Genomic DNA, 13,157 nt, shown 5'->3' with positions numbered 1-13,157 from the left:
GGCGTCCCGTCCCCTGGCTTCCCGGCTCAGCCGCCGGCCTTCGCGATCGTCCTGTGGATCGTCCGGGCGATCCGCTCGGCGTCGAGGGCCAGTTCGCGGAGCATGCCGCTGATGGGGTTGGTGAAGCCGGTGAAGTACAGGCCGGGGGCGTCGGCGGTGGTGCGGGGGCCGTGGACGACCGGCTTGCCGCGGGAGTCCAGTACGCCGAGGTGGCCGACCAGGTCCTCCAGGCCGCGGGAGTAACCGGTGGCGGCGATGACGGCGTCCGGCTCGATCCGGCTGCCGTCGGCGAGCACGACCTTGCCGCCCTCGAACCCCTCGACCGCACCCACGATCTCGACCCTGCCCGCACGCACGGCGTCGATGAGACCGACGTCCTGGACGGGAAGCGCCCCCTCGCGGACCCGCGAGTACAGGCCGGTGCCCGGGCGGGGCAGGCCGTGCGCCGACAGGTCGGGCACGCTCACCTTCGCCAACGGCCTGGCGAGGCGGTCGACGAGCCCTACCGGCAGCCGCCGGCAGAGCACGCCCGAGTACTGCGCGGCCCACCCCGCGGTCGACCGGCGCACGATGTGCGGGACGGTGCGGACGGACAGCCGTACGCGTGCGGCCCCGCCCTCCACCAGGTCGACGGCGATCTCCGCGCCGGTGTTGCCGGCACCGACGACGAGCACGTCCCGGCCGGTGTAGGGCTCAGGGGTGCGGTAGTCGGAGGCGTGCACGAGCCTGCGGGGCTCCCCGAGTCCGCCGGTGTACTCGGTGCGGCCGGGCCAGTCGGGCAGTCGCGGTGTGTGGTTGTAGCCGGTGGCGACGACCACCGCGCTGCCGGTCAGCTCCCGCCCGCCGGTGGCGTGCAGCAGCCAGCCGGCGCCGTCGGCCGCGGGTGTCAGGCGGGAGACCTCGACACCGGTCACGATCTCCAGTTCATGGTGCTCGGCGTACTTCTCCAGGTATCGCACCACGTCGTCCCGCGAGACCCATCTGCCGAACCGGCGCGGCATCGGCAGACCGGGCAGCGCGGACAGGCGGCGGGTGGTGTGCAGGTGCAGCCGGTCGTAGTGGCGCCGCCAGGACGCCCCGACCCGGTCGGACTTCTCCAGGACGACCGCGCGTATCCCCCGCGCGCGCAGCGCGTACGCGGCGGCCAGACCGCCCGGCCCGCCGCCGACGACGTAGACGGGGTGGTCGGCGCGCCGGCGTGCGGGAACGGTGGACGTTGTGGACGTGGAGTCGGCCATGTGCGCGAGCGTAATCAGGTGCCCGGTTGATGGGTCTCGGTCAAGACCGGAATTGGTTTCGGATTGATCACGGATGAGCGTGACTGTCGCTTCCGGTGACCGCCGTACCGCCGGCGTCCGGGACACGACGTGGCGCCTGGGACACAATGATCCGATGGCCGATATACGTGAGACGTCCCTCGTCGACCCCGCTCCCGTGCTCTCCGGGCACGGCCTCCGGCTGCGCGTCTGGGACCCGGAGTCCGAGGCCGACGTCGAGACCTGGCTGCGCGGGCGGACCGAGCCCGAGTTCCGGCGCTGGAACACGCCGCTGATCCTGGAGGAGGGCCTGGCCGACGCGCGCGAGTCGCTCATCGCCCATGTGCGGAACGCCGTCGACGGCACGGGCGTCCCCTTCTGCGTCACGGACGAGACGACCGGCGTGACCCTCGGTCACGTCAGCCTCGGCGCCATCAGCCGCCCCCTGCGGACCGGGCGGGTCGGCTACTGGGTGCTCCCCGAGGCCCGCGGACGGGGAGTCGCCACGCGGGCGCTGCTGCTCGCCGTGGACTGGGCCTTCGGCGAACTCGGCATGCACCGGCTGGAGCTGGGTCACGCCCTCGGGCACGACGCGTCGTGCCGCATCGCCGAGCGGTGCGGGTTCACGTACGAGGGGACCCTGCGCGGCGCCATGTGGGAGGCGGACCGCCACGACGCCTTCCGCGACTGCCACCTGCACGCACGACTGGCCACGGATCCGCGGCCGGAGGCATAGCCGGGTCAGGGCAGCGGCCGGGGCGCGGCCGGCAGCCGCCGGAGGCGCGGCGGGAAGCGGCCGGAGGAGCGACGGGAAGCGGCCGGAGGCGGCAGGGGCGCGGCGGGCAGTCGGCAGCGGCCCGTAATTCGGAGGCGTCCCCGCGCCCTGGGCGGAACCATGAAGCATGGCTTCCGATGACTGGCACTTGACCGACGACGTCCACGAATTCCTCGCCCGCGCCGGAGAGTTCCTCCGCTCCCGGCCCGCGCCGCACACCCTGCACCTGACCGTGACGGAGAACCTGCGTGCACACGGGGGACACTTCTACGCGGAGGAGAACCCCGAGTTCGGTGTCCTGGGCGGAGGCGGGGCATCGGGAGTGCGCGCCGCCTTCTTCCGTACGCCGCCCTTCCCGATCGCCCTCACCGCCCTGACCGAGGAGGAGGCCGACGCACTCGCGGGGCAGCTGGCCCGGACGGGGCGGAACCTGTCCGGCGTCAACGCCGACCGCGACACCGCCGCCGCCTTCGCCGCCGCCTGGCAGCGCCACACCGGCGCCGGGGCCGCCGTCCAGAGGCGGACGCGGCTGTACCGGCTGGACGAGCTGAGCGTGCCGCAACCGGTCCCGCCGGGGCGCGCGAGGGTGGCGGGAGCGGCGGACCGGAAGCTGCTCGTCCGGTGGTACGAGGAGTTCTGCACCGCCGTGGGCGAGACGGTCCTGCGGGACGCGGAGCAGTGGGCGGACGGTCGCGTCGAGCACGGCGACGCCATGCTCTGGGAGACACCGGACGGAACGCCCGTCGCCATGGCCGCGCGGTCCCCGGAGGTCGCCGGGCAGACACGTGTGCTCGGGGTCTACACGCCGGTGCACCTGCGGGGCCGGGGATACGCGGGAGCCGTCACGGCGGAGGTCAGCCGGGCCGCGCTGGAGTCCGGAGCGGCCGAGGTGCTGCTCTTCACCGACCTCGCCAACCCCACCAGCAACGCGCTGTACCAGCGGATCGGCTATCGGCCGGTGTCCGACTTCGTGGTGTACGACTTCGGGTGAGGGGCCAGACACCCCCTCAGGGCCAGAGCAGCTCGTGGGACCAGGCGCCGTCGCCCGTGCGGTGGTAGCGCAGGCGTACGTGGCGCCGGCGGGGGTCGCCCTGGAAGAACTCGACCTCGGCGGGCCGGAGGCGGTACAGGGTCCAGGTGGGGACGTCCGCCCCGGGATCGCGCCGAGCCCGGTCCCATGCCTCCTGCGAGGCCCGGGTCAGCTCGTCCAGGGAGTTCAGCACCTCGCTCTGGCGGCCGGTGAGGGCCGCGGCCAGTGCTCCCGTGGAGCGGGCGTGCAGGTCCGCCCGGGCCTGCTCGGGCGGCGCCGTCGTGACCGGGCCCCGGACCCGGACCTGGCGGCCCAGCGCCGGCCAGTAGAAGGCCAGGGCCGCGTGCGGGTGGGTGGCCAGGTGCCGGCCCTTGCGGCTGCCCGCATGGGTGGCGAAGGACCAGCCCGACGCGTCCGCGCCGTGCAGCATCACGATCCGTACGTCCGGGTGGCCCTCCTCGTCGGAGGTCGCGAGGGACATCGTGTGCGGCTCGCGCTCGCCGGCCGCCACCGCCTCCGCGAACCACCGCTCGAAGAGGGGGAGGGGCTCCGGGGGCGCGGCGGCCGGGTCGAAGCCGGGCAGCTCGGTGACCTCCGGGTCCCAGACCCGCAGCGACCTCAGCAGCTCATCAAGATCGGTGTTCATGACCCGAGTATCGCGGTGTCTAGCACAAGGTGCCGTACAACGCAGCGGGCGGCGGTCCACCGGAGTGAACCGCCGCCCGCCTGACAGGACTTGGGGCCTGGACGTGTCCTCGTGGGAGTCCGGGCCGAGGTGTGGGCTATCTCGTCGGCTTCTTCCCCGTGACGCCCAGGTGGACCAACAGCGCCAGATTCGGCTTCAGTTCGGCCTGTTTCACGCCCCAGGAGGTGAAGCCCTTCTGATGGGAGGCGACCGCCGCGAGCATCGCGACGAGCGAACCGGCGATCGCGGCCGGGTTCACGTCCTTGTCGACCTTTCCTTTGGACTGGAGTTCGGCAACCGAATCCGCAAGAGAATTGTTCACCGAGTTCAGGATCTTCATACGGAGCTTGTAGAAGCGCTTGTCGCCCTCGGCCGCCCCGAGGTCGACCACGCGCAGAATCGCGTCGTTGCGGCGCCAGAAGTCCAGGAAGCCCTCGACGAGTTCCTGTGCCGTCTGCCAGCCGGCCTTTCCGACCCATGAACGGCCCTGGAGCAACTCGGTCAACGCGGTGCTCTCGCTGGCCATTTGCTCGGCGATCTCCAGGACGGCGCCTTCGACGTCCGGGAAGTACTGGTAGAAGGTGGCGGGCGAAGTGCCCGCCTTCCGGGCGACGTCGATGACTTTGACGTCCCGGTAGGGGGATGAGCTGAGCATCTCACTGAGGCAGTCGAGCAGCTTCTGCCGGGTCGCCTGCCCGCGGCGCCCGGCCACACGGCCGTCGACGGTACGCACTTGTCCTGTCATGTCGTCAGCTTACCGAGGGGTGATGGGAGCGCGATTCGGCCGACTGCAAATGGGGTGGGGGGGTGCGGAGGGGCTGGTGTGCCTGGTCTGCGGGGTGCGGGCGGCCCCGCTACGTTGACGACATGGCCGAAAACAGGGCATCCGCATACGCAGAGGGCGTCCCGTGCTGGGTGGACGCGCAGCTTCCCGACGTCGAGGCGGGAAAGCGGTTCTACGGTGAGCTCTTCGGGTGGACCTTCGGTGTGGGGGAGGCGTACGGCGACTCCGTACCGGCCCGGCTGGGCGGGGAGCTCGTCGCGGCGCTCACGCCGAAGACGGACGGCCGGATGCCCACGGTCTGGACGGTGTACTTCTCCACCCCGGACGCCGGGGCGCTGGGCGAGCGGATCCGGGCGGCGGGCGGCCAGGTCGTCGGCGGACCCTGGAGGGTCGGCCCGGCGGGCACGACCGCCCTGGCCGCCGACCCGGAGGGCGCCGTCTTCGGCCTGTGGCAGCCCGGACGGCGCCCGGGCTTCGGCAGGCGGCACCAGCCGGGCACCTTCGACTGGGTCCAGCTGTACACCCGCGACACCGAGGCCGCCGACACCTTCTACGGCGGCCTCTTCCACGAGGCCCTGTTCGGCGCGGACGCGCGCCCCGACTTCGGCCGCGTGGCCGTCGCGGAGGTCTTCCCCGCCGAGATGCCGCCCCACTTCCTCGTCCACTTCCGGGTCGCGGACCTCGAGGCCGCCCTGGGTGCGGTTGCACGGCTCGGCGGCCGGACGCAGGTGTCACCCTTCGAGACGTCCTACGGGAGCGTGGCCGTCGTGGTCGACAATCAGGGGGCGTCCTTCGCCGTACTGGAGAGGTAAGCGGTGTCATACCAGGCGGTAACCGGCGTCTCGACGGCGGGAACCGATCGGTGTGCGACCGAATTGCGGCTGGTTTGCGGCGAGACATCCCGATTCGTCGGCGGGTTCGCAACCAGCGGCCCGGCCAGGAAGAATCGGGGTGCGTGCCGCCGCGGCGGTGCGGTGGTGAGACGCTGCACGGGGGCCGCGTACACATGGAGGTGGCGCGGCTCGTACGGGGAGGTGGCAGGCAAGTGGTGGATCAGCTGACGCAGCACGATCCGCGGCGGATCGGGCCGTTCGAGGTGCTGGGACGGCTGGGGGCCGGCGGCATGGGGCTGGTCTATCTCGCGCGCTCGGCGTCCGGCCGGCGGGTGGCGATCAAGACCGTCCGCACGGAGCTGGCCGAGGACCAGCTGTTCCGGGTGCGCTTCACCCGCGAGGTCGAGGCCGCGCGGGCGGTCTCCGGCTTCTACACGGCCGCGGTCGTCGACGCCGACCCGCGCGCCGCAGTGCCCTGGCTGGCCACCGCGTACGTCCCCGCGCCCTCCCTCGAGGAGATAGTGACCGAGTGCGGGCCGCTCCCGGTCCAGGCGGTGCGCTGGCTCGCCGCGGGCGTCGCCGAGGCGCTGCAGTCCATCCACGGCGCCGGGCTCGTCCACCGCGACCTGAAGCCGTCCAACGTGCTCGTGGTCGAGGACGGGCCCCGCGTGATCGACTTCGGCATCGCGTCCGGCGTCTCGAACACGCGTCTGACCATGACGAACGTCGCCGTCGGCACGCCCGCGTACATGTCCCCCGAGCAGGCCAAGGACTCCCGCAGCGTCACCGGCGCCAGCGACGTCTTCTCGCTCGGCTCCACGCTCGTCTTCGCGGCCACCGGCCACGCCCCCTTCCACGGCGCCAACCCGGTCGAGACGGTCTTCATGCTGCTGCGCGAGGGCCCCGACCTCGAAGGCCTCCCGGACGAGCTGCGCCCGCTCATCGAGTCCTGCATGCAGATGGAGGCCACAGGCCGCCCCACGCCGGCCGACCTCCAGGCCCAGCTCGCCCCCCACCTCTTCGGCTCCGGCTCCGACGACAGCGGCACCGCCTCGGCCTGGCTGCCCGAGCGGGCGGTCGGCCTCATCGAGTCCCGCCGCGGCGGCCGCCCGGCCCCGCAGCCCACCTCGGCCGGCCCGCGCAGCACCGTCCGGCCCCCGGCGCCGCCTCCTCCGCCCTCGCGCGACCCGATCGTCCCGGCCCCCCATGTGCCGCCCATGCCGGCCGTGCCCGCCCCCGTCGGCGCACCCGACTCCGGTCCCGTGCGGCTGGCCGGCGCCCAGGTGCCCATCGGGCCCGGCCCGCGCGTCGCCGACGTCCGCGCCGCCGCGGCCGTCAAGACACCGCCGCCGGAAGCGGCCCTGGCGGCCTCCTGGACCGGACACCAGGGCGCCCACCACGGCGTCAACGGCGCCGACCCCGCCGTATCGCCCGCATCGACGACACCGTCCGCACCGCCCGCGCCCCCGGAGTCCGCGACCGGCTGGCGCCCCTGGCGCTTCCGCATGTCCAACGACGTCTGGGGCACCCCGTCCGTCGCCGACGACCTCGTCTACGTCACCTCCTTCGAGGTGCACGCCCTGGACGTGGCCACCGGCCGCCGCCGCTTCAAGACCCGGGACGTCGCCTGGTCGATGGCCGTGGCGGACGGCCGTGTCCACGCCTCCGACGGCCCCACCCTCTTCGCGCTGGACGCCCGCGAGGGCACGGACCTCTGGCGCCTCCAGACGGACGCCTGGGTGTACTCGCTGCGGGCCGACCGGGGCACGGTCGTCACCGGCACCCGCGGCGGTGGCGTCCAGGCCTGGGAGGCCGCCGGCGGCCAGAAGCTGTGGGAGATCACCGGCTGCCAGACCGACTTCGAGTCGGCCGAGGCCGGCCCCGCCGTCCACGACGGCACGGTCTACGTCTGGCAGGACGCCCGGCTGCGCGCCCTGGAGGCCCGCACCGGCGAGGAGCGCTGGTCGTACCCCATCGGCGACGCAGCCTCCTGCGGCGGAGTGCCGGTGCGGGTCACCCCGGCCCCGGACGGCTACGTCTACGTCTCGGCCGGCACCCGGGTCCTGGCCGTCGACGTGGCGAGCGGCCACGTCCGCTGGCACTTCGAGGCCCCCGCGGTCTTCCTCTGCCCCCCGGCCTTCGTACCGGGCCCGTCGGTGACCGGCGGCGGGATCTACCTGGCCGACTACCTCGGCACGGTCTACGCCCTCGACGCCACCGACGGCCGGGACCGCTGGCGCATCGCCACCGAGTCCCGCGCCTCCATCGACCCCGTCCTGGTCGAGGCGGGCCACGTCCACGTCGGCAGCGGCAAGGGCCTCTACACCCTGGACGCGGTGACCGGCACGCCCAAGTGGCGCTTCCAGGCGGGCGGCGAGATCGTCGGCTCCCCGGCGGTCGCCGAGGGCCGCATCCACTTCGGCTCGACGGACCACCTCCTCTACACCCTCAAGGCCGACGACGGCCGCCTCCGCTGGAAGCTGGCGACCGGCGGCGAGATCACCGGTTCCCCGGTGGTCCGGGACGGCGTCGTCTACGCCTGCAGCAAGGACCGCTGCGTGTACGCCCTCGACGCGGAGAAGGGGACGGGCACGGCGCGCACGGCCTGAACCCGCCCGCGGAATGTGGAACTTCCGCGTGGATATGGGGTGACGGCCGTCGCACGGGGTTCACGGAAGGGGCTCGGACGGCGGCCGTCGGTCCAGGTGAACGGCCCATGTCGTCACCGTTCACGCACAGGACGCTACTCCCTGTGCGGTGCGCCCGCCACGTGAGTGCCGACGGAGGATCCGGTGCGCCGATATGGTGATCGCATGCAGGTTCGGGGGCGCAGACTCAGATTCACGGCGGTACTGGCGATCGTGGTGCTGGCACTCACGGGCTTCTCCCGGGGCCACGGCCACAGCCACAGCCGCCACAGCAGAGGCGGGGGCGGGGGCGGCGGTTGCAGCAGCTCCCACCAGGACCACGACAGCTCGTCGTCGACCTCGGGCGGCGGATCGTCCTACGACGACTCGTACGGCGACACGGACGACGACGACAGTTACGGCGGCAGCAGTACCACGAGCGGCAGCACGAGCGGCGGCTACTACAACCGCCGCCGGACCCACCGCCCCACCGCCACGCCCTCCGGCGGCAGCAGCGGCACGACGCTGAGGGAGGGGACGGCGAAGCTGATCAGCTGCGCGACCGAGAAAAGGCCGTACGCGACGGTCGAGATCACCAACCCGAACAACCGCAAGGCCACGTTCCAGGCTTGGGTCACCTTCTACAACGCCGTAGACACCTCTGTGGCGGGCAGCCAATCCCCGGAGGTCTCCGTACCGGCCAAGGGCAAGGCGACCGTCCGGGTACCACTCACCGAGACCCTCCTCCCCGCGGTCGACCACTGCGAGGCAGCCGAGGAAGCCCAACTCAGCTCCTGACCCCGGAGGTTGACGCCGGGGATGCGGCGGAGCTGCTTCGGCCGTGGGGCTGGGCCGACGCGGGTGTGGCTTGGTGGCCTGGGCGTGGGGCCGCCCGCTTCTCGGGCCAGTGTCGTGCTTCCGCGACCCGCGTCAAGGGCGCTCCGCTACGCCCGCGTCGCCTGCGGCGATGGCCCTCCGGGCACTGGAGGATCTGGTTGAAGCGGTCGATGTTGCGGCGGTGGGCGTCGTGGGTGCCGTGGTAGGCGTAGCCCTCGATCTCCACCGCGAGGCCCGCCTCGCGGAAGAGGAAGTCGAGGCGCAGCCGACGGCCGGTCCGCGTGATGAGTTCGGCCTGTGACTCGGGGCGGAGGTCGGCGTCGTGCGTGCGCAGTCGGGCCATCGTCTCGGCCGCCGAGCCGGCGCGCGGGTCGCACATACGTAGCCAGTTGTTCGCCCGTACCTCGCCAAGGAGACCCACCTTGAGTTCGGCCGCGACCGAGGTGACGTCTGTGAGCGGTGGACGGCGGATGCCGTCCACCGTCCGCAGCGCGAGCGCGGAGTCCACGGCGACGACCGCGTCGTCTCGTGGGCCGGCCCGGAGAAGATCGGCGAGTGCGCGGCGTACGCCGGTGAACCGTAGGCCGTACCGGGCCTCGACCACCACGTCCGGTTCCAGGCATACCCGGTGTACCTGCACGCCTGTCTCGTTGCCGTGCACAGCGCGACCGGGATCGATGAACTCCACCGGTGCGCCGGCGCCCCCGCCGAGCGTCTCGATCAGCCACAGGGGCAGGGCCTCGCTCTCTTGGACGCGCTCACGTCGAGGTGGGGCGTGGAGCGGGTGGCGGCGGGCAAGACGGTGTGGTACGAGCTCGGGTGAGGCGGTGAGCGATCTCGCCGGGCAGGTGACAGCAGACAGATGGTTCCGCCGACGGTTCACGCCATGAATTGACGCTGGAACTCCCCCCGGGGGCGCACCTCGGCCGCGACGGCTCCCCCTCGGCGCCGTCGCGGCCGAATCCCCCCGTCGGCCTTTGGGTCAGGCGGGCTCGGACGTGATGTGGATGTTGTCCGGCGTGACCGTGCCGTCGTCCTTGGTGTCGGTGATGTGGATGTTGTCCGGGGTGACCGTGCCGTCGTCCTTGGTGTCGGTGATGTGGATGTTGTCCGGCTCTACGACCGACTGGTCCTTCTTGGCGTCGCTCAAGGTGCTTCCCTTCCTGGGCGCTGAACTCTGGGGTGGGTTCGTCCGGCCGTTCCCCCGATGGACGGCCGGACGAACAACTGGTCGCCCCACACTAGATCGTTGGCGGGGCGTCCTCACCGGCGATCCGTCTGCCCCCCGACACGACGGTCTCGCAACAAGAGAATGGCGCCCGGTGATAAACGAACGATGAACGTCGCGGCGGGCTCACATGGCGGCAGCCGGTGCCAGCAGCGCGCGGACCGCTTCGGCCTCGGGAGAGCCGAGCGCCTCGTAGATGGAAAGGGCATCCTGCCAGCACACCTGGGCTCGCCCGGACTGCCCGATCCCGTGCAGAGCCCGGCCCAGAACGGTGAGTACGTTCCCCCGACGCCACTCACCACCGATTCCGCGAAGCACGGTCAGCGCGGTTTCGGCGTTGGCCGAGGCCTGGGCATGCCGCTGGGTCTCGACGTCGAGTTCCGCCAGCCGGAACAGCGTCATGCCCTCCCACAGCCGCTGGCGGCTTTCACGAAAGACTTGGAGCGCCTCTTGCAACCGCTCCGTCGCCTCGGCGTGCAATCCGTTCTGAGTGAGAGCCATGCCGAGGGCGTATCGTCCGTTGGCGCTCTTCACGGTGTGGCCCAGGGCCTCGTACATGTCGACACCTTGCTGGGCCAGTTCCACGGCGGTCCTGGGGCGCCCGGTCACCACGTGGATGCGGGAGAGGTTGCACAGGACGCTGGCTTCGCCGGCCCGGTCCCCGCAGTCCCGGAAATCGGTGAGCGCCTGTTTGAAGTGCTTCTCGGCGTCGTCGTACCGCCGCTGGTAGAAGGCCATGGCACCCCGGCAGTTCTCGGCCCAGCAACGTGCCAGCGGGTGGTCGAGCGCTTCCCCCAGCTCCAGGGCCTGGCGGGCGGCGTCGTCCGCTTCCGTGAAACGCCCCGAGAGCTGGTGGGCGTTGGCCAGGACCACCGCAGCCCGTACCTCCGCGCGCCGGTCCCCGCAGGTCCGTGCCGCGTCGAGCAGGGCGAGGGCGGCGGCGTCGTACTCGCGTGAGTTTGCGCCGGACTCGGTCAGGTCGACGGCGACCCACAGGAGGTCGATGGCGCGCAGCAGGGTGCCCGGCCTTGCGAACTGGCGCACACACGCGAGCAGGGACACGGCCTCCGCGTACAGCCAGTCCTGGGCCCCGTGCCGGTCCGTGAACCCGAGCCCCGGGTACTCGGTCGGCTGCAGGTGGTCCACGACCCGATCCCCCGGCCGCTCCATCGCATAAACCCGTGCCGCCGTAGCCAGATAGAAGTCCAGCAACCGCGACATCGCAGCCTCCCGCTCGCTCGGTGGCTGCTCGTCCCTCTCCGCGCAGGCACGCGCGTAGAGCCGGACCAGGTCGTGGTACCTGTAGCGGCCAGGGGCCGCCGATTCCAGCAGGGACGTGTCGACCAAGGACTCCAGCAGGTCCTCCGTCTCGTCCACCGGGAGGTCCAGTACCGCCGCTGCCGCCGCCAGGGAGATGTCCGGGCCGTCCGCCAGGCCCAGCAGGCGGAAGGCCCGGGCCTGGGCCGGTTCCAGCTGGCCGTAGCCGAGTTCGAAGGTGGCCTTGACCGCCAGGTCGCCCGCCTGGAGTTCGTCCAGGCGACGGCGCTCGTCGGCCAGCTTCGCAGCCAGGACCGAGACCGTCCACGTCCTTCTCGAGGCCAGGCGGGATGCCGCGATGCGGATCGCGAGGGGGAGGAAGCCGCAGGCCGCCACCACGTCCAGGGCGGCCTTGCGCTCCGCGGCCACGCGCTCCTCGCCGACGATCTTGGTGAAGAGCGACAGGGCCTCCTCCGGGCTCATCACGTCCAGGTCGACCAGGTGGGCGCCCGCGAGGTCGACCATGCGGACGCGGGAGGTGATCAGGGCCGCGCAGCCCGCCGTGCCCGGCAGCAGGGGTCTGACCTGGGCGGCGTCGCGCGCGTTGTCCAGCAGGACGAGGACCCTGCGGCCGTCCAGGACCGAGCGGTACAGGGCCGCCCGTTCCTCCAGGGAGTCGGGGATCGCCGAGTCCGCCGTGCCGAGGGCGCGCAGGAAGGAGCCCAGGACCGTCTCCGGTTCGGCCGCCCTCGCCCCGGCGCCCTGGAGATCGACGTACAACTGGCCGTCCGGGAAGGCGCTCCGCGCCTGGTGCGCCACGTGCACCGCCAGGGTCGTCTTCCCGACGCCGCCGATGCCGGCCAGGGCGGAGACCGCCATCACACGGCCCTCCGCCGAGGCCAGCACCTCGCTCAGTTCGACGACGAAGGAGGTGCGGCCGGTGAAGTCCGGGACGGTCGCGGGCAGCTGCGCCGGGCGTACCGGGGTCGCGGCCGGCTCCGGGGCCGGTGCGGAGGGTTCCGCCAGCGCCGGGTCCGCCCGGAGGATCCGCTGCTGGAGTTCGCGCAGCTCGGGGCGCGGGTCCACGCCCAGTTCGTCGGCCAGGAGGCGCCGGGTGTCGGCGTAGACCGCCAGCGCCTCCGCCTGCCGGCCGCTGCGGTAGAGGGCGAGCATCAGCAGCTCGCGCAGGCGTTCCCGGAGCGGGTGCGCCGCCGTGAGCGCCGTGAGTTCCGAGACCGCCTCCGCATGGCAGCCCTGCTCAAGGTCCATGTCCAGGCGGGATTCGAGGAGTTGCAGGCGCCACTCCTCCAGGCGTGCGCGCTGCGCCTCGGCGTACGGGCCCGGCACCCCCGCCAGCGTCTCGCCGTCCCACAGAGCCAGGGCACGTTCGAGCGTCCCGCGCGCGTGGTGCAGATCCCCCGCCGCGCGGGCCTTGTCCGCCTCCGCGGCCAGGTCCTGCGCCACCGCCAGGTCCAGCGCGCCCTCGCGCAGGCCCCGTACCGCATAGCCGCCCGACTCGCTGACCAGGACCCCGGGGTCCAGCACCTTGCGCAGCCGGGAGGCGTACGTCCGCAGCGCCGCCAGCGCCTGCGACGGCGGTTCCTCGCCCCAGAGCGCGTCGATCAGCTCCGACGCCGTCGCCGTACGTCCCTCGCGCAGCAACAGCGCCGCGAGCAGCGCGCGCTGCTGGGGTGAGCCGGTGGCCAGCGGTTCCGCTCCGCGCCAGGCGCGCACCGGCCCGAGCACGCCGAACCGGAGCGTCGCCGATTCCCCGGGGCCCCGCTGTTCAGGCACTCGCGGTACACCGTCCATCGCTGCCCCCTGGCCCCCTGACGAACCTTCCAC

General features: G+C 72.7%; 11 protein-coding genes. 5 read left to right on the top strand and 6 right to left on the bottom strand.

The features are described from left to right. Nucleotides 1-26: 26 nt before the first annotated feature. On the bottom strand, nucleotides 27-1,238 hold the full coding sequence (locus R2S09_RS18250; RefSeq protein WP_306186596.1) for an NAD(P)/FAD-dependent oxidoreductase: 1,212 nt from the start codon (nucleotides 1,236-1,238) through the stop codon (nucleotides 27-29). 154 nt (nucleotides 1,239-1,392) lie between these two features. Between R2S09_RS18250 and R2S09_RS18245 the strand changes: the two genes are divergently transcribed. After that, entirely contained in the window at nucleotides 1,393-1,992 is a 600-nt protein-coding gene (locus R2S09_RS18245; protein ID WP_306186594.1) for a GNAT family N-acetyltransferase, read from the top strand. 166 nt (nucleotides 1,993-2,158) lie between these two features. Continuing rightward, the gene (locus tag R2S09_RS18240; RefSeq protein ID WP_306186592.1) at nucleotides 2,159-3,022 is read left to right on the top strand and encodes a GNAT family N-acetyltransferase; all 864 of its coding nucleotides are present in this window, start codon (nucleotides 2,159-2,161) and stop codon (nucleotides 3,020-3,022) included. A gap of 16 nt (nucleotides 3,023-3,038) precedes the next feature. Here R2S09_RS18240 and R2S09_RS18235 read toward each other — a convergent pair whose 3' ends face one another. Together R2S09_RS18235 and R2S09_RS18230 are read right to left on the bottom strand one after the other, a co-directional pair. Then, nucleotides 3,039-3,707, bottom strand: a complete 669-nt coding sequence (locus R2S09_RS18235) for a pyridoxal 5'-phosphate synthase (RefSeq protein WP_306186590.1) — start codon at nucleotides 3,705-3,707, stop codon at nucleotides 3,039-3,041. Between the two features lie 136 nt (nucleotides 3,708-3,843). Next, the gene (locus tag R2S09_RS18230) at nucleotides 3,844-4,479 is read right to left on the bottom strand and encodes a TetR family transcriptional regulator (protein WP_316742064.1); all 636 of its coding nucleotides are present in this window, start codon (nucleotides 4,477-4,479) and stop codon (nucleotides 3,844-3,846) included. A 134-nt stretch (nucleotides 4,480-4,613) separates the two neighbouring features. On the opposite strand from R2S09_RS18230, the gene R2S09_RS18225 reads away from it, so the two are divergent. The 3 genes from R2S09_RS18225 to R2S09_RS18215 all read left to right on the top strand — a co-directional run bounded on the left by R2S09_RS18225 (nucleotide 4,614) and on the right by R2S09_RS18215 (nucleotide 8,788). Next, a complete protein-coding gene (locus R2S09_RS18225) occupies nucleotides 4,614-5,342 on the top strand; it encodes a VOC family protein (RefSeq protein WP_306186588.1) in 729 nt (242 codons plus the stop codon). Nucleotides 5,343-5,575: 233 nt separating this feature from the next. Beyond that, a complete protein-coding gene (locus tag R2S09_RS18220) occupies nucleotides 5,576-7,972 on the top strand; it encodes a serine/threonine-protein kinase (RefSeq protein WP_316742060.1) in 2,397 nt (798 codons plus the stop codon). A gap of 204 nt (nucleotides 7,973-8,176) precedes the next feature. Further along, the gene (locus R2S09_RS18215; protein ID WP_316742058.1) at nucleotides 8,177-8,788 is read left to right on the top strand and encodes a hypothetical protein; all 612 of its coding nucleotides are present in this window, start codon (nucleotides 8,177-8,179) and stop codon (nucleotides 8,786-8,788) included. Here the strand turns inward: R2S09_RS18215 and R2S09_RS18210 are convergent. The 3 genes from R2S09_RS18210 to R2S09_RS18200 all read right to left on the bottom strand — a co-directional run bounded on the left by R2S09_RS18210 (nucleotide 8,778) and on the right by R2S09_RS18200 (nucleotide 13,124). Continuing rightward, nucleotides 8,778-9,467 carry a hypothetical protein gene (locus tag R2S09_RS18210; protein WP_316742057.1) on the bottom strand — a complete coding sequence of 230 codons (690 nt, stop codon included), beginning with the start codon at nucleotides 9,465-9,467 and terminating at the stop codon, nucleotides 8,778-8,780. The two genes, R2S09_RS18215 and R2S09_RS18210, sit on opposite strands and share 11 nt — an antisense overlap. A gap of 342 nt (nucleotides 9,468-9,809) precedes the next feature. After that, nucleotides 9,810-9,977, bottom strand: a complete 168-nt coding sequence (locus R2S09_RS18205; RefSeq protein WP_306186580.1) for a hypothetical protein — start codon at nucleotides 9,975-9,977, stop codon at nucleotides 9,810-9,812. A gap of 204 nt (nucleotides 9,978-10,181) precedes the next feature. Next, entirely contained in the window at nucleotides 10,182-13,124 is a 2,943-nt protein-coding gene (locus R2S09_RS18200) for a BTAD domain-containing putative transcriptional regulator (protein ID WP_316742054.1), read from the bottom strand. Nucleotides 13,125-13,157 lie beyond the last annotated feature (33 nt).

The organism is Streptomyces sp. MK7, assembly GCF_032658145.1.
Classification (GTDB): Bacteria; Actinomycetota; Actinomycetes; order Streptomycetales; family Streptomycetaceae; genus Streptomyces; species Streptomyces spiralis.
The sequence above is the reverse complement of the archived record's forward strand: the minus strand, read 5'-3'. Positions and strand labels throughout refer to the sequence as shown.